The 17,501-nt window shown below is 68.8% G+C and carries 19 protein-coding genes; 7 read left to right on the top strand and 12 right to left on the bottom strand.

What is annotated here, in order from left to right:
- Position 1: 1 nt before the first annotated feature.
- From GTO19_RS03800 to GTO19_RS03825, 6 genes are all read right to left on the bottom strand, one after another.
- Complete coding sequence (locus GTO19_RS03800; RefSeq protein ID WP_291017259.1) at positions 2-874, bottom strand: GNAT family N-acetyltransferase; 873 nt, start codon at positions 872-874, stop codon at positions 2-4.
- Positions 861-1,940, bottom strand: a complete 1,080-nt coding sequence (locus GTO19_RS03805; RefSeq protein ID WP_291017261.1) for an epimerase — start codon at positions 1,938-1,940, stop codon at positions 861-863. Before GTO19_RS03805 ends, GTO19_RS03800 begins: the two co-directional genes overlap by 14 nt.
- A gap of 132 nt (positions 1,941-2,072) precedes the next feature.
- Positions 2,073-2,720: a TetR/AcrR family transcriptional regulator gene (locus GTO19_RS03810; protein ID WP_291017263.1), complete on the bottom strand. Its 648-nt coding sequence runs from the start codon at positions 2,718-2,720 to the stop codon at positions 2,073-2,075.
- A gap of 67 nt (positions 2,721-2,787) precedes the next feature.
- Positions 2,788-3,273: a hypothetical protein gene (locus tag GTO19_RS03815; RefSeq protein WP_291017265.1), complete on the bottom strand. Its 486-nt coding sequence runs from the start codon at positions 3,271-3,273 to the stop codon at positions 2,788-2,790.
- A 141-nt stretch (positions 3,274-3,414) separates the two neighbouring features.
- On the bottom strand, positions 3,415-3,813 hold the full coding sequence (locus GTO19_RS03820; RefSeq protein WP_291017267.1) for a DoxX family protein: 399 nt from the start codon (positions 3,811-3,813) through the stop codon (positions 3,415-3,417).
- Positions 3,814-3,936: 123 nt separating this feature from the next.
- Positions 3,937-4,434, bottom strand: coding sequence for a hemerythrin domain-containing protein (locus GTO19_RS03825; protein WP_291017269.1), 498 nt, complete (start codon positions 4,432-4,434; stop codon positions 3,937-3,939).
- Between the two features lie 129 nt (positions 4,435-4,563).
- Between GTO19_RS03825 and GTO19_RS03830 the strand changes: the two genes are divergently transcribed.
- Positions 4,564-4,923 (top strand): ATPase with chaperone activity, encoded by a 360-nt coding sequence (locus GTO19_RS03830; RefSeq protein WP_291017271.1) that lies wholly within the window; start codon positions 4,564-4,566, stop codon positions 4,921-4,923.
- 11 nt (positions 4,924-4,934) lie between these two features.
- Here GTO19_RS03830 and GTO19_RS03835 read toward each other — a convergent pair whose 3' ends face one another.
- Entirely contained in the window at positions 4,935-5,237 is a 303-nt protein-coding gene (locus GTO19_RS03835; protein WP_291017273.1) for a DUF3892 domain-containing protein, read from the bottom strand.
- Between the two features lie 130 nt (positions 5,238-5,367).
- Here GTO19_RS03835 and GTO19_RS03840 point away from each other — a divergent pair, with 130 nt between their 5' ends.
- Genes GTO19_RS03840 through GTO19_RS03855 form a run of 4 tightly spaced genes read left to right on the top strand, consistent with a single transcriptional unit; the run spans position 5,368 to position 11,810 of the window.
- Positions 5,368-5,937, top strand: a complete 570-nt coding sequence (locus tag GTO19_RS03840; protein ID WP_291026397.1) for a restriction endonuclease subunit S — start codon at positions 5,368-5,370, stop codon at positions 5,935-5,937.
- Positions 5,938-5,951: 14 nt separating this feature from the next.
- Entirely contained in the window at positions 5,952-7,466 is a 1,515-nt protein-coding gene (locus GTO19_RS03845; RefSeq protein WP_291017276.1) for a type I restriction-modification system subunit M, read from the top strand.
- Positions 7,459-8,685: a restriction endonuclease subunit S gene (locus GTO19_RS03850; protein ID WP_291017278.1), complete on the top strand. Its 1,227-nt coding sequence runs from the start codon at positions 7,459-7,461 to the stop codon at positions 8,683-8,685. The genes GTO19_RS03845 and GTO19_RS03850 overlap by 8 nt, the downstream gene beginning before the upstream one ends.
- Positions 8,682-11,810 carry an HsdR family type I site-specific deoxyribonuclease gene (locus GTO19_RS03855; RefSeq protein ID WP_291017280.1) on the top strand — a complete coding sequence of 1,043 codons (3,129 nt, stop codon included), beginning with the start codon at positions 8,682-8,684 and terminating at the stop codon, positions 11,808-11,810. Before GTO19_RS03850 ends, GTO19_RS03855 begins: the two co-directional genes overlap by 4 nt.
- 35 nt (positions 11,811-11,845) lie before the next feature.
- Here the strand turns inward: GTO19_RS03855 and GTO19_RS03860 are convergent, their stop codons facing one another.
- Positions 11,846-12,247, bottom strand: coding sequence for a VOC family protein (locus GTO19_RS03860; protein ID WP_291017282.1), 402 nt, complete (start codon positions 12,245-12,247; stop codon positions 11,846-11,848).
- 103 nt (positions 12,248-12,350) lie between these two features.
- Between GTO19_RS03860 and GTO19_RS03865 the strand changes: the two genes are divergently transcribed.
- Together GTO19_RS03865 and fic are read left to right on the top strand one after the other, a co-directional pair.
- A complete protein-coding gene (locus GTO19_RS03865; RefSeq protein WP_291017284.1) occupies positions 12,351-12,854 on the top strand; it encodes an N-acetyltransferase in 504 nt (167 codons plus the stop codon).
- 148 nt (positions 12,855-13,002) lie between these two features.
- Positions 13,003-14,121: a protein adenylyltransferase Fic gene (fic, locus tag GTO19_RS03870; RefSeq protein WP_291017286.1), complete on the top strand. Its 1,119-nt coding sequence runs from the start codon at positions 13,003-13,005 to the stop codon at positions 14,119-14,121.
- On the opposite strand, the gene GTO19_RS03875 is transcribed toward fic, so the two are convergent.
- From GTO19_RS03875 to glnP, 4 genes are read right to left on the bottom strand one after another with little or no spacing between them, the layout of a single operon-like run.
- Complete coding sequence (locus GTO19_RS03875; RefSeq protein WP_291017287.1) at positions 14,122-15,042, bottom strand: MurR/RpiR family transcriptional regulator; 921 nt, start codon at positions 15,040-15,042, stop codon at positions 14,122-14,124. It lies immediately after the preceding gene.
- Positions 15,043-15,074: 32 nt separating this feature from the next.
- Entirely contained in the window at positions 15,075-16,109 is a 1,035-nt protein-coding gene (locus GTO19_RS03880; RefSeq protein ID WP_291017289.1) for a C45 family autoproteolytic acyltransferase/hydolase, read from the bottom strand.
- 8 nt (positions 16,110-16,117) lie between these two features.
- Positions 16,118-16,846: a glutamine ABC transporter ATP-binding protein GlnQ gene (gene glnQ, locus GTO19_RS03885; protein WP_291017292.1), complete on the bottom strand. Its 729-nt coding sequence runs from the start codon at positions 16,844-16,846 to the stop codon at positions 16,118-16,120.
- Entirely contained in the window at positions 16,843-17,499 is a 657-nt protein-coding gene (gene glnP, locus GTO19_RS03890; RefSeq protein WP_291017294.1) for a glutamine ABC transporter permease GlnP, read from the bottom strand. The genes glnQ and glnP overlap by 4 nt, the downstream gene beginning before the upstream one ends.
- Positions 17,500-17,501: the final 2 nt, after the last annotated feature.

Here is a 17,501-nt window from a genome sequence, read left to right on the forward strand (position 1 = left end):
GTCAACCAAATTCGGGGCCGGCCACGACGAAGAGCCGGTGGGGGACGGAGGCGATGGGAGCGGCGCCGAGCGCCATGCGCGCGAAGGAACGCTGGCGCGCAAAGCCGTGCTGCGCGAGCCAGGCCGTCAATGCGGTCCAGCGCTCGGGCACGTCGAGGAACACGGGGCCGGTGAGCGCGGCGAACGTGGCCTGGAGCAGCGACACGGCCGAGGCCTCGTCGGCGGCCACGAGCGGGCCCACCTGCGTGGCGCGGCGGCCCTGGCGGGCCAGTGCGAAGCCGGTGTTGTCCGGCGACGCGTGGACGCGCGTGCCGGGGCGCTGCAGGAAGTCGGTCAGCAGGGCACCGCGGTCAAAGCCATTGGCCTGGGCGTCCAGGCCTGCGATGGCTGCGGCGTCCACCGCGTTCGTGGCGTGCGTCGCCGGTGCCTGGGCCAGCGTGCCTTCCCAGCGCGAGAGCGCGAAGCCGGCCTCGAAGCCGAGCTTCGCGTAGGCCGGTTGCCCGGCCGGCGTGGCGTCCAGCACCGGCGTGGCGCCCAGCGCGCGCAGGTGCGCGATGCAGTGCCCCATCAGCGACGTGGCCAGGCCCTGGTGCCGCCACTCGGCGGCCACCAGCACCATGGAGATCCAGCCGATGCCACCGCCCGCTCCGTTGCCCACACCTTGGCCCACCCCTGAGCCATAAGGCAAGGCCGCCGCGGTGGCGACCAGGCGCCCGTTGTCCGCGGCGCGCAGGCCGAAGACGCGGCCGTGGCGCACGAAGAAGCGCCAGTCCCCGGCGGTCTGGTTCCAGCCCGCCGCGTCCGACAGCGCCAGGCCGTCCGGCGCGTCGTCCGGACCCAGCACCACCAGGCTCAGGGCCTCAGAAGGCGCCATCCCTGACCTCGAACTTGGTCGGCTTGTTGAAGGCGGGCTGCTCGCGCTTCACCCAGTCGGCCACCCAGTCGAGCATGGCGCCCAGCGGCACCAGCGGATAGCCGAACAGGCGGCAGGCCAGCGTGGTGTCCGACAGCAGGGCGGTGCTGGCCTCCTGGCCCACCACCTTGGCCGGCACGCCCAGGCGGGTGGCGAATTGTTCGACGAGCCAGCGCACCGACAGGGTCTCGGGCCCCGTGCAGTTGATCGGCGTGGCCGGCGTGGTGCAGTGGCGCAGGCAACGCAGCACCTGCGCGTTGGCATCGCCCTGCCAGATCACGTTCACGTGGCCCATGGTCACGTCCACGGCCTCGCCGCGGTGCACCTTGGAGGCCACGTCGTAGAGCACGCCGTAGCGCATGTCGATGGCGTAGTTGAGGCGGAAGAGGCGCCCCGGCGTGCCGTGCCGCGCCGAGAAGTACTCGAACATGCGCTCGCGCCCGATGCACGACTGCGCGTACTCGCCCAGCGGGGCGGGCTGCGTGCTCTCGCTGGCGCCCTGCCGGCCCACGGTGGTGAGCGGGTAGATGTTGCCGGTGGAGAAGCCCACGATGCGCGAGTCGCGAAAGGTGTCGGCCACGAGGGCCGGCACGTGCGTGTTCATGGCCCAGGTGAGGGCCTGGTTGTCCTTGGCACCGAACTTGTGGCCGGCAGCGAAGACGATGTTCGGCACGCGCGGCAGGGCCTCGATGGACGCGCGGTCCAGCAGGTCGGCGGTGATGGTCTCGATGCCCCAGGCCTCCAGGCGCTCGCGCACCTCGGGGTCGCTGAAGCGCGCCACGCCGATCACGCGCTTGTGCGGCGCGGCGTTCCTGGCCAGGCGCGCGAGCGTGGGGCCCATCTTGCCGGCCACGCCGAGGATCATGAGGTCGCCGTCCACTTGCGCGAGGTCGTCGATGAGGGCCTGGCTGGGCCGCGACAGGAATTCCTCCAGCGCCTCGACGGACTCGAAGCGCTCGGGCAGGTGGGCCGGATCCAGCAAGGTGACGCGGCTGCGCCCCGAGGCCCCGGATGGCTGGCTTGGCATGGAATCGCCCCTTTTCTCAGACTCGATGGAATGAGCATAGGGGCGTGACCGCATAGCGTCAACCGTTTGGTTGAAATGCGGCATAGGGGTATGCCAGCAGGGACGCCCGCCCAGGCCTCACCGAGGTGCGGATCAGGCGCGCAGGCCGGCCATCGCGAAGGAGACGACGTGCGCGCGGTAGGCGCTCACCGCCGCTTCGGACTGCAGGTCACGATCGAAGATCGACGCCAGCGTGAGGCGGTTGGAGAAGAAGAAGTACGACATGCCCGCGACCGAGATGTACAGCTCCACCGGGTCGATGCCGCGGCGGAACACCTTGGCCCGGATGCCGCGCGCCAGGGTCTTGGCGATCAGTTCGATCAGGGGCGAGTTGGTGTCGCGGATGGCGCTGGAGTCGCGCACGTGCGGCGCGCCCTGCGCGTTCTCGTGGTTGAGCAGGCCGATGAAATCGGGGTGCTGCGCCAGGTAGTCGAACGAAAAGCCGATGAGCGCGGCCATGGCCTCCTCGGGCTTCATGTCGCCCAGCTTGAGGCTGCGCTCCTGCGTGCGGATCTCGGTGTAGACCACCTCGAGCGCTGTGCGGTACAGGTCTTCCTTGCTACCGAAATAGTAGTAGAGGAGCTGTTTGTTGACGCCGGCGCGGGCCGCGATCTCGTTGACGCGCGCGCCGGTGAGGCCCTTGGCGGAGAACTCTGCGCGGGCCGCCGCGAGGATGGCCGCGCGCGCGGCACTGCTGTCGGCGTCGGGTGTGCTGCTGGCGGCGGCGCGGCGTGTGGGCATCGTGGGTCGACCGGTTGCGGTGCGCGGGATTATCGGCGCGAGCCCTCGGCGCGAAACGGATGCACCCTCATTCGGACGCCTCGAGGGTCGTCGCCCGACGATCCCGTCGCGCCTGCCGCTGGCGCTCAAGCGAGTCGTTCAGCTCCGTCAACCGCAGGAGAAGGGTGTCCGTGCACACGACGCCGAAGGTCTTCACGTCATCGCTGGCGAGCAGATCGCTCAGGAGCTGTGCGGCCCGCAGCCCGTCCTGCGGCACATCGGCGAGTTCGGACAGCATGCGCCGCATGAGTCGGCGGAACGTCCCCGCCCCCCGAGGGCGAACGGGGTCCAGCGCATTGGTGAAGTCGCGCCCGACATCTTTCACGCGGGCGTCCGCGGCCTGCCCGGTCTTGTTCACCAGCACCAGGACGTGTCCGCGTTTGACGCCCTGGAGCCACTCCAGCATCTCGCCCGGCGTGGGCTGGTTGGCGATGCGGTGCCGGCGTTGGCGGTCATCGGCTTTGCGCTGCTGCTGGCTGGTGCTGAGAAAGAGCTTCGAAGCGGACTTGATCATGGACAGGGCGCACCACCGCGCGATATGACGACCGTCCTATCGTGGGCAATGGCCCCGGTGGGGTTCCGCCGGGCATGGTGCGCGTGAGGTTTGCCTGATGCCTTCGGCCGCCGCACGGCCGCTGCGCACGCATGCCCCCGCTCAACGCTGCGGGCCGAGCCGGTGCGTGAACGCCACCGCCAGCGCGCTGACGAGGAAGAAGGCCTGCAACTCCAGGCGCCAGCCGCCGGAGTTGGTCACGTCCAGGAAATGGCCCGAGTGCACCAGCACCAGCGCCACCACCATGTTGAGAAAGATCACCAGCGCGGCCGGGACCACCCAGAAGCCCACCAGCAGCATCAGCGGCGCCACCACCTCGCCGAGGTACACCGCATAGCCCAGAAAGCCCGGCAGGCCGTGCGCGCTGACCATGCCCACGATGCCGCCCACGCCATTGGTGATCTTGGACCAGCCGTGGAAGAGCATGAGGATGGCCAGCGTCCAGCGCAGCAGCAGCACGCCGAAGCGCGGTTGGTCGAAGAGGGCGTTGAGAGCGTTCATGAAGCAAGGTGAAAAAGAGCCGTCGACAGTGACGGGGGACCCGAGCATGCCACGGCCCACAGGCTCCCCCGGCTGGCTTCCCGCTCTTCTTTTTCAAGCGCGGCCGCGCGCGTGGGTTGCCGTTCAGGCGTGAGCCATCACCACCGCGCCATCGCGGTTCACCGCCAGGCTCTTGTAAGCCTGGGCATAGTGCTGGCGCATGTGCACCAGGTCCTTGAGGTAGCTGCGGCCCAGGGTCCGCTTGTCCGCGTCGCTGATGAGCTTGCCCGCCACCTGGAAGAACTTGCGCTCCTCTTCGCGCAGGTGGTGATGCACTTTGTGGCTCAGGCGCTTGGCCGTCTCCAGCCAGTCCGCGGTGCGCTTGTCCGGCACGCTCAGGTCTTCGCACAGCTCCTCGATGGTGTGGTGTTCGGCCAGTGCGTGGCGCGAGGAGCTCAGGCCGGGGTTGGTCATGAGCATGGGCACGTACAGGAAGCGCTCCTCGGCGGCGGCGTGGGCCTCGAGCTCGACCTTCAGCATCAGGAAGATGGCGTCGCGGTCGGCGGGTTTCACGCGCAGCAGGCGCCGGCTCAGGCTTCGTTGCAACTCGTGGCTCTCTCGCAGGGCTTCGAAGATGTTCATGCGTGGGGACGAAAGTTCATCGGCCTTCGATCATGTGCGCGCCCTCGCGCCCGCCCGCGTCGGACACGTCCGACGCGGCCGTCGGCTCACGCGCCGTGACGCCGCGCGCCGATTCCGACATGATTCGGCATGGACGACGCTTCCCAGATCCACATCCCCGAGAGTTTCATCCGGCTCCACGCCCGGCCGAACCAGCCCCGGCCCGCCCACCTGGCCGCGCACATCGCCCGCCGCTTCGAGGTGTGCGACGACATGGCCGCCGCGCTGGTCACCCGCGCCCAGGAGGTGCAGTTCAAGCTCGGCATCACCGAGGCCGACGTCATCGACAAGGTGCTGGAAGGCCTGCTGGAGCTGGCGGGCGAGGACGCCGACAGCGTGCTCTCACCCCCCGAGGCACGCTGGGTGGTGTGTCACATGGCCGAGCAGCTGGGCTGGGCGGAGCACCTGAGCCCCGAGTTGCGGGCCATGGCGGGCGGCCTGCTGCAGTAGGCGCCGGCGCGCTACCCCACCAGTTCGCAGGTGCGCCCGCATTCGGGCAAGGACAGGAGGTGGTCCGTCCAGCCGCCAGCGCGTTGCGTGCGCAGGTAGGGCGCGTGGCCCGGCTCGCGCACCACACCGATGTAGCAGCGCTCGCCGCTGGCCTTGTCGATGGTGTAGTACGCCTCCGCCCCGGACTCGACGCGCCGGATCACCGAATCGCGCGTGAGGCGCCAGTGGTTGGCGATGTGGCCCACATGGGTGAGCTGCTCGTGCCCGGCCGAGCGGCTGAGGCGGGTGACACAGTTGACTTCGAACTCGCGCATGCGTTTCCTCCCTGGAAATATGCATCATCTGGCTTGAAGTGTGAGCACTTTAAGCTTACTTGCTCTGCCGCAGAGGCGCAATCAGAATTTCACGTCATTCCCCTTGATGCAAATGATTTCATCATTGAAAGTGCTCGCCGAGGTGCGGGCGGGCCATCCCTTCCGGGGCAGCGTGCCGCTCGTGGAAGGCGGCAACACGCGGGTCATCCAGATGCGCGACGTCTCACCCGACGGCACCGTGGCCTGGGACCACCTGGCGCGCACCGACCTCGCTGGCAACCGGTCGCCCGACTGGCTGCGGGACGGTGACCTCCTGTTCGTCGCGCGCGGCGCGCGCTACTACGCCGTGTGCCTGAGCCAGGTGCCTTCCGGCACGGTGTGCGCGCAGCACTTCTTCGTGCTGCGCAGCAAGACCGAGGGCGTGCTGCCCGAGTACCTGGCCTGGCACATCAACCGCGCGCCCAGCCAGCGCTACCTGCGCAACAACGCCGAAGGCTCCGACCAGCTCAGCATCCGCCGCGCGGTGCTGGAGGAGCTGCCCGTGGCCGTGCCCGAGCTGGCGCGGCAACGCCTGCTGGTGAACCTGGGCGCCGCGGCGGTGCAGGAACGGCGGCGTTTCGAAGCCTTGATCCACAACCGCGAGCTACAACTCGACGCGCTTGCGCAACGCCTGCTCTCGCCATCCCCCCGCCCGCGCTGACCCTTCCCACCGACATGAACCACGACACCGCCATCAGCCAGAACGCCATCAATGCCGCCGTCTGGAACGCCTGCGACACCTTCCGGGGCACCGTGGACCCGAGCATCTACAAGGACTACGTCCTGACGATGCTCTTCCTCAAATACATCTCCGACATCTGGCAAGACCACTACGAGCGCTACGAGGCCGAGCACGGGGCCCATCCCGAACTCATCGAGGAACTGCTCAGGAACGAGCGCTTCGTGCTGCCGCCCAGCGCCAGCTTCCAGGCACTGCACGAGGCGCGCCACCAGCCCGGCAACGGTGAGCGCATCGACCGGGCGCTGCACGCCATCGAGGAAGCCAACCTCGGCAAGCTGCGCGATGTCTTCCAGGACATCAGTTTCAATTCCAACAAGCTCGGCGACGAAGCCCAGAAGAACGACATCCTGCGCCACCTGCTCGAGGACTTCGCGCGGCCCGAGCTGAACCTGCGTGAAAGCCGCGTGGGCCAGCTCGACGTCATCGGCAATGCCTACGAGTTCCTCATCAAGAACTTCGCCACCACCGCCGGCAAGAAGGCGGGCGAGTTCTACACCCCGCCAGAGGTGTCGCAACTGATGGCGCGGCTGATGGACCCACAAGCCGGCGACGACATCTGCGACCCCACCTGCGGTTCGGGCTCCCTGCTCATGAAGTGCGCGCAGCTCATCCGCGCCAACACCGGCGGGCGCCGCTACGCCCTCTATGGGCAGGAGGCGATCGGCAGCACCTGGGCGCTGGCCAAGATGAACATGTTCCTGCACGCCGAGGACAACCACCGCATCGAGTGGGGCGACACGCTGCGCAACCCCAAGCTGCTCGACCCCGAGGGACGGCTGCGTCGGTTCGATGTCGTCGTGGCCAACCCGCCGTTTTCGCTGGAGAAATGGGGCTTCGAGAACGCCGCGAAGGATCCCTACCATCGCTTTCGCCGCGGCGTGCCGCCGCGCACCAAGGCCGACTACGCCTTCATCCTGCACATGGTCGAGACCATGAAGCCAGGCACCGGGCGCATGGCCGTGGTGGTGCCGCACGGCGTGCTGTTCCGCGGCGCGGCCGAGGGACGCATCCGCCAGACGCTGATCGAGGAGAACCTGCTCGACGCCGTCATCGGCTTGCCCGAGAAGCTGTTCTACGGCACCGGCATCCCGGCGGCCATCCTGGTGCTGCGCCAGACCAAGGCCGACGACAAGGTGCTCTTCATCGACGCCAGCCGCGCCTACCAGGACGGCAAGAACCAGAACCTGCTGCGTGCGCAGGACCTGCAGGCCATCGTCGACGCGGTGCAGGCGCGCGGCCCCATCGACAAGTACGCCCACCTCGCCGCACGCGAGGAGATCGCCGAGAACGGCTTCAACCTCAACATACCGCGCTACGTGAATACCTTCGAGGAAACCGAGACCGCCGACCTCGCGACCGTGCGCGCGACGCGCCTGCAGCTCAAGGCCGAGTTGGCCGATCTGGAACAGCAGATGGCCGTCTACATGAAGGAACTCGGGTATGAGTGAGCTACCCGCGGGCTGGATACGCGCCCCGCTGGGCGAGATCGCCCACATCAGCTCGGGTGGCACGCCGAACCGGACGCGAGCGAGCTATTGGGGTGGCGACATTCCCTGGGTCACCACGGGCGAGATCCGGTTCAACACCATCACCGACACCGCCGAGAAGCTGACCCCTGAGGGCTTGCGGCAATCGGCGGCCAAGCTGTTTCCCGCGGGCACCCTGCTGATGGCGATGTACGGCCAGGGAAAGACGCGCGGCCAGGTCGCCAGGCTGGGCATCGAGGCGACCACCAACCAGGCCTGCGCCGCCATCCAGTTGCGCAGCGGCACTGACCCGGACTACGTCTATCAGTTCCTGGCGAACAGCTACACCGCACTGCGCGAGCTGGGCAACGCCGGTTCGCAACAGAACCTGAACGCGGGGATCATCCGCAACATCAGCGTCCCGCTGCCGCCCTTGCACGAGCAGACCCGCATCGCGCGCATCGCAGGCGTCTGGGACCGGGCCATCGACACCACCGGGCGACTGCTCGACAACAGCCGCCACCAGAAGCGGCACCTGATGCACCTGCTGCTCTCCAGACGGCGCTCCGTCGTCAACGCGCGGGCGCATTGGGCGCAGGTGGACTTCGACACGGTGTTCGAGCGCATCACCAACAAGAACACCGATGGCGACCGCAACGTGCTCACCATCTCGGCCCAGCACGGCCTGGTGAGCCAGCGCGACTACTTCAGCCGTCACGTGGCGAGCGACGACCTCAGTGGCTACACCCGCCTGACCACGGGCGATTTCGCCTACAACCGCAGCTCCTCGTCAGGCTACCCGGTTGGCGCCATCAAGCCGCTGGTGGCCTACGACTCGGGCGTGGTCTCCGGTCTGTACATCTGTTTTCGCCAGAAGCCCGGCGTGGAGGTGGACAACGATTTCTACCGCCTGTACTTCGAAGCCGGCATGCTCAACGAAGCCATCACCAGCATCGCGCAGGAAGGCGCGCGCAACCACGGCCTGCTCAACGTCAGCCTCAAAGACTTCTTCAAACTGCCGCTGTGCCTGCCGCCGCTGGATGTGCAACGGCGCATCGCCGCGATCCTGCGCGTGGCCGAGGCCGAAGAGCGCGTCATCGTGGCCCAGCGCGAGACACTGCGCGAAGAAAAGCGCGCCCTGATGCGCGACCTGCTCAGCGGGCGGCGCCGCGTGCGCGCGACCGCCGCTGAACCCGCATGAACGCCCCTGGTGCCTCCGTGCCCACCCTGCGATGGCTCACCGAACTGGGGTGGTGCTTCCTGCCCCGCGCCGATGCCCTCGCGCTGCGCGGCGGCGTGCGGGAGGTGATTCTCAAACCGCGCCTGATCGAGGTGCTGCGCACGCGCCATTTCGACTACAAGGGCGAACGCCACCCGCTGTCGCCGGGCGGCATCGACCAAGTGGTGCGCGAGGTGCAGTCGCTGCACCTGGGCGAAGGCCTGCTGGCCGCGAACGAGCGCCTGTACCGGCTGCTCACACTGGGGGTGACGGTCACCGAGTTCATGCCCGATGGCAAGAAGCACCAGCCCACGATTCCTCTCATCGACTGGCAGCATCCCGCCGCCAACCTCTGGGACGCCGCCGAATCGCCCGAGCTGCTGTCGACCCAGGGCACGCACCTGCGCCAGCCCGATGTGCTGGGGTACGTGAATGGCCTGCCTCTGGTGGTCATCGAAGCGCGGCGAGCAGGCGATTTCACCGCAGAGCCCACGGCGGACGAGGCCATCCATCGGCATCTGCGCCATCAGCGGCACGATGAAATTCCCCAACTGTTCGTCTATGCCCAGTTGCTGCTGGCCCTGGGCGCCAGCGAGGCGCGCTACGGCACCACGGGCACGCCACCGAAGTTCTGGGCCCGTTGGCGCGAGGAGCCCGGCGCCGGACGCGACGACACCCCTGAGGACACCGTGCGTGCGCTGCTGCGGCCCGAGCGCCTGCTCGAGCTGGTGCGCCACTTCGTGCTGTTTGACCGTCGGCTCGGCAAGGTGGTGGCGCGCCCGCACCAGTTTTTCGGCGTGCGCGCGATGCTCCAGCGCATCCAGCAGCGCCGCTCCGACGGCGCGCGCCAGGGCGGCGTGCTGTGGCACACCACCGGCTCCGGCAAGAGCCTCACCATGGTGTTCCTCACCAAGGCGCTGGTGCTCAACCCGGCCACCCGGGCCTGCCGCGTGCTGGTGGTCACCGACCGCATCGACCTGGAAGACCAGCTCGCGCGCAACTTCCTCCACGGCGGCGCCTTCGGCTCGGCCGTGGCGGCCAGGAAAGAGGGCGAGAAGGCGCGCGCGGGCAGCGGGCGCGATCTGGCGCGTCGCATCGGCCACGGCAGCGAGCGCATCGTCTTTACGCTGATCCACAAGTTCGCCACTGCCGCGCGCATGAGCGAGTGCTACAACCCGTCGGCAGACGTCGTGGTGCTGGTGGACGAAGGCCACCGCAGCCACGGCGGCCTGATGCACGAGCGCCTGCGCAAGGCGCTGCCGCGCGCGGCCTGCCTGGCGTTCACCGGCACACCACTGCTCAGGGACGAAAAGACCACCCACCGCTTCGGCACCATCGTGCACGCCTACCCCCTGCAACGCGCGGTGAGCGATGGCACCGTGGCGCCGCTGCTGTACGAGGAGCGCGTGCCCGAACTGGCCATCGACAACGAGGACAAGGTAAACCGATGGTTCGACCGCCTCGCGGCCGATCTCACCCCCGAGCGAAGCACCGCGCTCAGGCGCCAGCTCGCGAGCACGCGGTCTGTGCTGGGCGCGACCCAGCGCATCGAACTCATCGCCTGGGACATCGCGCAGCACTTTCACCGCACCATCCGCCCGCTCGGCCTGGGCTTCAAGGGCCAGGTGGCCACGGCCAGCCAGCTCGACGCCATCCGCTACCACCGCTGCCTGAACGCCACGGGCCTGGTGAGCAGCGCGGTGATCATGTCCGCGCCCGGTCACCGCGAAGGCGATGCCGACGTGGAAGCGGGCCAGTTGCCCGAGTTGCGGGCGTGGTGGGACGAGAACGTGGGCCGCCATGCCGACGCCTATGAGGCGCGTGTGCTGCGCGAATTCGCGAGCGATGGCGCGCCGGACCTGCTCATCGTGGTGGATCGGCTGCTCACCGGCTTCGACGAACCGCGCAACGCCGTGCTCTACATCGACAAGCCACTGAAGGAGCACACCCTGATCCAGGCCGTCGCGCGGGTGAACCGCCTGCACGAGGGCAAGCGCCACGGCTTGCTGGTGGACTACCGCGGCATCCTGAAGGCGCTGGACACCGCCGTGCGCGACTACCAGAACCTGGAAGCGCGCACGCAGGGTGGCTACGACATCGCGGACATCGACGGTCTGTACCGGGCGGTCGACACCGAATACCAGCGCCTGCCCGGTCTGCACGCGGCCTTGTGTTCGCTGCTCGGCGACGCGCGTGAGCGTGGCGACATCGAGTCCTGCCGCCAGATCCTGATGCCGCGCTTCATCGACGACGAATGCGGTCGGCCCTTCGACACGCGCCAGCGTCTGCGCGATGACTTCCAGGCGGCACTCGCCCAATTCGAGCAGTGCCTGCAGATCGTGTCGTCATCGTGCGCAGCGCTCGACAGTGCGTCGCGCCAGGACATCGCCTTGTGGCAGGACGAGTTGCGCTTCTTCATCGCTGTGCGACAGGCCGCGCGACGCGACGCGCAACAGGGTCTGGCGCCCGCCCCGCAGGAGCGGCGGTACCGCCCGCTGCTGGACGAGCACGTGGCGGGCCTGGCCGTGCGCGAGCCCGAGGCGGTGTACGAGGTGGTGCCGATGGAACCGCCCGAGCGCTGGAACGACGACAAGGCACGCAACGAAGCCGACCTGGTCCGCACGCGGCTGAAGAAGGCCATCGAAGTCGACCTGGGCGAAGACCCCTACGCGCAACGCATGTTCTCCGACCTGCTGAAGCAGACCATCGCCGACGCCCAGGCCCGCTTCGACCGCCCGATCGAGCAGTACCTGATGCTGCGGAGATTCGAGGAGCGCGTGGCCGGACGTGTGGTGGACGGCATACCCGAGGCCCTGGCGCAGCGGCCGCACGCCCGCGCGTACCACGGCATCTGCCGCCTGGTGATGGGCGACGATGCCTTCGCCCGCACACCGCCCGACACCTGGGTGCAACAGGCCCTGGCCATCGACGCCGCGGTGAATCAGGCCCTGGTCGAACACTCGCTCAACCCGCAAAACTGCGACGCGGCGATCCGGCAGGCGCTGCTGCCGGGCTTGTTTGCCTTGATGGGCCTGGAGAAGGCGCGCGAGGCGGTGGAGCGCGTGGTGCAAGTCACGCGCGTCGGCCGGGACCGCGGCGCGCGGTGAGCGGCAAGGGCGTTCGCCGAACGCTCGTCGCGGCCTCACATCGCGATCTCGCCCCCCGCCGCCAGATCCTCATGCAGGCACAGGAAATTCCCCTCCGGGTCCTTGAACCACGCCGCCTTCTCCGCGCCCAGCACGCACACGTGGTCGACCGTCTTGAAGTCGGGGAAGTCGTAGTCCTCGAACACCACGCCGGTGCGCTTCAGGCTGTCGATGGCCGCCGCGATGTCCGCCACCTGGAAGCTGATGGCCGTGTGCTCGGCCTTCGTGCCCTCGGGCTTCGGAAACAGCGCCAGCGTGCTGCCGCCCACGCGGTAGACGAACTTGCCGTCCGGTCGCAAGCCGCCGGGCACCAGGCCCAGGCGCTTCTCGTAGAACTCACGCGCCCGCGCCATGTCGATGACCGGGAGCATGGTGGTAACCGCCGCATTGGCCAACATACGCACTCCTTTCGCCGGGTTCAGGGGCGCTGCGCCGCAGGAGCCGCCGGGCTCGTGGAGCCAGCACGCCAGCATAGGCCTGTCGACGCGGACAATCCAGCCCATGCAACTGCGCCCCGAACGCCCCGCCGACGCCCCCGCCATCGCCTCGCTCATCGCCCAGGCCTTCGACGGCCACCCCCACAGCGGCGGCACCGAGCCCGCCATCGTGCGCGAGCTGCGCGCGGCGGGCGCGCTCACCATCTCGCTGGTGGCGGTGGATGAGACTGGCAACATCGTCGGCCACATCGCGTTCTCGCCCGTAACCATTGCCGGGCGCGCAGGGCGCTGGTACGGCCTGGGCCCGATCTCGGTGCTGCCGGCGCTGCAGCGCGCGGGCATCGGCAGCCGCCTGATGACCGACGGCCTGGCCCGCCTGAAGGCCCTGGGCGCCGAGGGCTGCGTGGTGCTGGGCGAGCCCGCCTACTACGGGCGTTGGGGCTTCGCGGTGCACGAAGGCCTGGTCTACCCCGGCGTGCCGCCCGAGTACTTCATGGCCCTGGCCTTCGCGGGCGGGGTGCCGCGCGGCGAGGTGGCGTACCACGCGGCGTTCGCGGCACAGGCTTGAACGGCCGGCGCACGCATGCCTGGGCGGCGTTCGACGACATATCCCAGGAACATGTCGTCAAATCAACGAAACAGCGACACATTTTCTTGACCTGTTCTCGCCGACGACCTATTCTGGGAACATGTCGTCAAAACCTCGATTTGAGAACATGTCAGGCCCTTCAGCCGCCTGGCGGGCCGATCAGCCCTACAACCAACTCCCCTTGCTGCCCCCGGGATCCGACCTGGAAAGCAAGCCGGTGCTGCGCGCCTGCATCACCGCCCGCGCCGCCTTGGCCGAGTTGAAGCAGGCCGCCGAGCTGATCCCGAACCAGCGCATGCTCATCAACACGATCCCGCTGCTGGAGGCGAAAGACAGTTCGGAAATCGAGAACATCGTCACCACCACCGACCAGCTGTTCCAGCACGTGCAGGGGGACGGGCCGACCGACCACGCCACGAAGGAGGCACTGCGCTACCGCACCGCCTTGCACCAAGGCTTCCAGTCGCTCAAGGACAAACCGCTGTGCACGGCCACCGCGGTGACGATCTGCCGCACGCTGAAGGGGGCGGACATGGATATCCGCCGCACCCCGGGCACGCAACTGGTCAACGACCGCAGCGGAGAGGTGATTTACACGCCGCCGCAAGGCGAGGCACTGTTGCGCGAGCTGCTGGCCAACTGGGAACGTTTCCTGCACAACGAGAGCACGCTCGATCCTCTGATCCGCATGGCCGTAGGCCACTACCAGTTCGAGGCGATACACCCCTTCGTCGATGGCAATGGTCGCACGGGGCGTGTCATCAACATCCTGTACCTCATACAGGAGCGGTTGTTGACCCTGCCCATCCTGTACCTGAGCCGGCACATCATTGCGCACAAGGCCGACTACTACCGCCTGCTGCTGGATGTGACGCGCGACCAGGCATGGGAGGACTGGCTGCTGTTCATGCTGCGCGCCGTGGAGGAAACCGCCCGATGGACCACCGACAAGATCGCCGCGATCCGGGCGCTGGCCGAGCACACCACCGAGTACGTGCGCGATGCATTGCCGCGCATCTATAGCCGTGAACTGGTGGACGTGGTCTTCGAGCAACCGTACTGCCGCATCGGCAACCTCGTGGACAAGGGCATCGGTCAGCGCCAGGCCGCCTCGCGCTACCTGAAGGACCTGGTGGACGTCGGCGTGTTGCGTGAGATGCCGGTCGGCCGCGAGAAGCTCTTCATCCACCCCAAGCTCATGCAACTGCTGACGCGCGACAGCAACCGCGTCGAGCCGTACGCCTGATCACCCCGTCTCGATCCCCAGCTCCGCGATGAACCCCTCGCGCCGCGCCAGCGCCTGCAGGGCCTTGTCGCCCAGCTCGCGCGCCACCAGGTTGATCAGGCCCTCGCAGAACACCACGTAAGCGCCGATGCTGTTGCTGATGAAGCTGCTGTCGTGCGGGATGAAGAAGGCGTGCCGCGCGGGCGGCGCCAGGGGCGAGGCGCGGGTGTCGGTGATGGCGATGACGTGCACGCCGGCATCGGCGGCGGCGCGCGCCACGTCGGCCACCATGCGCGTGTAGGGCGCCACGCTGCTGACGATGAGCGCGTCGCCGCGCGACATCTGGGCCAGGCTTTCGGCCACGCCCAGGCCGGGGCCATCGGCCAGCGAAACCTCGGCGCGCAGCATGCCCAGGCCATAGGTGAGGAAGCTGGCGATGGAGTGCATCTGCCGCAGGCCCAGCACGCGCACGTGGGGCGCGCGCGCCAGCAGCCGCGCGGCCTTGGCGAGTTCGGCCTCGTCGAGCTGGCCGAGGAAGGCGTCCACGTTGCGGATGGACTCCTGCGCGAGCTTGGCGACCACGCCGCGCGCGGTGCGCGGGCTCTCGGCCGAGGCGTCTTCGAGCAGGCGGTGGGCCTGCTGGGTGTAGAAGTGCGCCCCGCCCTGCATGGCGTGCTCGCGGAACACGGCCTGGAAGTCGGCGAAGCCGGCGAAGCCCAGGCGCGTGGCCAGGCGCGTGAGCGTGGAGGGGTTGACGCCCATGCGGTCACCCAGCTCGGTGATGGTGCTGAGCGCCACGTCCTTGGGTTGCTCGACGAGGCGCGCGAGCACGGCGAGCGCCTTGCCGCCGAGCGAGACGCTGGCGTCGCCTCGGTTGATGGCGACCACCAGGGCCCGCAGTTCGTCCACGGTGCGGGCCACGGGCGGTGCGGGTCTGGGCATGGGAGCGAGGCGAAAAGCGGTGGACGGGGGGGCTACAGGCGGAGGGCGTCGCGCATCCTAAACGAGCTTTCGCGGCGCCCGCCCGTGTGCACCACCCAGTCCACATGCGCGGTGCCGGGTTCGAAGCAGGCCGTCGCCATGGTGTTCTCGTGGTCGCTGTCGTCGGCGCGGTCGCGGTAGATGGGGTAGCGCGCATTGCCCTGATCGAACAGGACGTCCAGCGGGTCGATGGCCTCGCCCTCGCGCTGGCGCAGCAGCTCGTCGCCGCGCAATTGCCGGTGGCCCGACGAGCCGGTGACGATCTGCGGCCGGTTCGACATGGCCGCGTGCACCATGTGGTTGGCGTGCACGGCGGGCCGCTCCACCGTCTGCACCGAGAGCACGGCGTCGCTGAACTCCACGCTGGTGATGCAGGGCAGGCCGGCCTGCGCGAGCGTGAGGTGAAAGCCACCCGCGCGCGGCATGGCGCCCAACCGGTCCAGCGCAGCGTCCACGCCGGGGGCGTCGAGCAGGGCGCGCGTGACCACCATGCGCGGCAGGCCCAGGCCCACTTCCAGGGTGCGCAGGTTGTTCACGGTCATCACCAGGCCCGTGGCCGTGGCGGCGAAGGTGTGGCCGGGCAGCGAGCCGGGGTAGACGAAGGAGGCGAAGCGGCCACCACCCCGGACCGAGACGCTGGCCATGGCGCAGTGGCCGAGGAAGGCCGGGTCGCCGTCTTCGTTGTGGGCCACCACGGGCGTAGCGTCGGGTGTGGCGGCGGGCAACTGCACGGTGGTGCAGCCATCGGGCGCCATGGCCCACAGGTCGCCGCGGCAGTTCCAGAGGAACACGTCTTCGGCGGGCAGGTCCAGGCCGGCGGCCAGACCCTGCAGTTCCTGCCAGATGGCCGGCTGGCGCGCGCGCACCAGCTCGGCCATCGCGGCCACTGAGGCGTGGCCCCGCCAGCGCATCACCTTGGCCCAGGCGGGCGAGCTGGCCGCGTAACGTTGCAGGGCGGCCGCGCCGAAGCGGCCCAGGGCCTGGCCCACCTCGAACGGGGAGCCTTCGAGTTGCAGATAGGCGAGCATGCGGTGCGCTATTCGACGTGCTGCAGGAACTCGCGCAGCCGGGGATTGGTGGGGCGGTCGATGAGTTCGCCGGGCGGGCCGTCCACGGCGATGTGGCCGTGCTCCATGAAGATGAGCCGCGTGCCGACCTTGCGCGCGAAGGCGATCTCGTGCGTCACCACGATCATGGTCATGCCCTCTTCAGCCAGGGCCTGCATCACGCGCAGCACCTCCTGGCGCAGCTCGGGGTCCAGCGCGGACGTGGGCTCGTCGAACAGCATGAGCTTGGGCTTGACGGCCAGGGCGCGCGCGATGGCCACACGCTGCTGCTGGCCGCCGGAGAGTTCGCTCGGAAAGTGGTGCTCGCGCTCGGCCAGACCCACCTTCTTCAGCAGCGCCCGCGCTTCCTGCTCGGCCTGCGCGCGCGGCGTGCCGCGCACCTGGCGCGGGCCAAAGGCCACGTTCTGCAGCGCGGTCATCTGCGGGAACAGGTTGAACTGCTGGAAGACCATGCCGGCCTCCTGCCGGATCTCGCGCACGGTGGACGCGCCGCCGCGCACGCTGCGGCCGTCGACGACGAGGTCGCCGCCGTCGATGGTTTCCAGCGCGTTGATGCAACGCAGCAGGGTGGACTTGCCCGAGCCCGAGGGGCCGATGAGCACCACGACCTCACCCTGGCCGATGCGCAGGTCGACACCATCGAGCACCACCGTCTGACCGAAGCGCTTGCTGACCTTCTGGAACTCGACCATGTTCATAGGATGCGCATCCGTTTTTCCACCGTGCGCAGGGCAAAGGTGAGCGCGCCGATCAGGCAGAGGTAGATCAGCGCCACGGCGCTCCAGATCTCCACTGCGCGGAAGTTGGCGGCCATGATTTCCTGGCCCTGGCGCGTGAGCTCACCCACGCCGATGACGATGAACAGCGAGGTGTCCTTCAGGCTGACGATGAACTGGTTGCCCAGCGGCGGCGTCATGCGCCGGAAGGCCACCGGGCCGATGACGAAGGCCAGCACGCGCCACAGCGGCATGCCCAGCGCCAGGCCCGCCTCGCGCAGGCCCTTGGGCACCGAGAGGAAGGCGCCGCGCACGATCTCGGCGATGTAGGCGCCCGAGTTGACGACGATGGAGACGATGGCCGCCGTGAGCGGGTCCACGCGGATGTCGGCGATGACGGGCAGGGCGAAGTAGATGAACATGACCTGGACCACGATGGGTGTGCCGCGGACCAGTTCGATGTAGAGAAAGCCCAGCGTGTCGAGCAGGCGGTTGCCGTAGGCCCGCATGAGGCCGAAGACCAGCCCCACCACGGTGCCGCCCAGCAGGCCCACCACGGTGATGAGCACCGTGAGCTTGGCGCCCTGCAGCAGGGCGGGGATGGCCTTGACGATGACCGAGACGTCGAAATCCATGG

The organism is Hydrogenophaga sp., from assembly GCF_011772445.1.
Taxonomy (GTDB): Bacteria; Pseudomonadota; Gammaproteobacteria; order Burkholderiales; family Burkholderiaceae_C; genus Hydrogenophaga.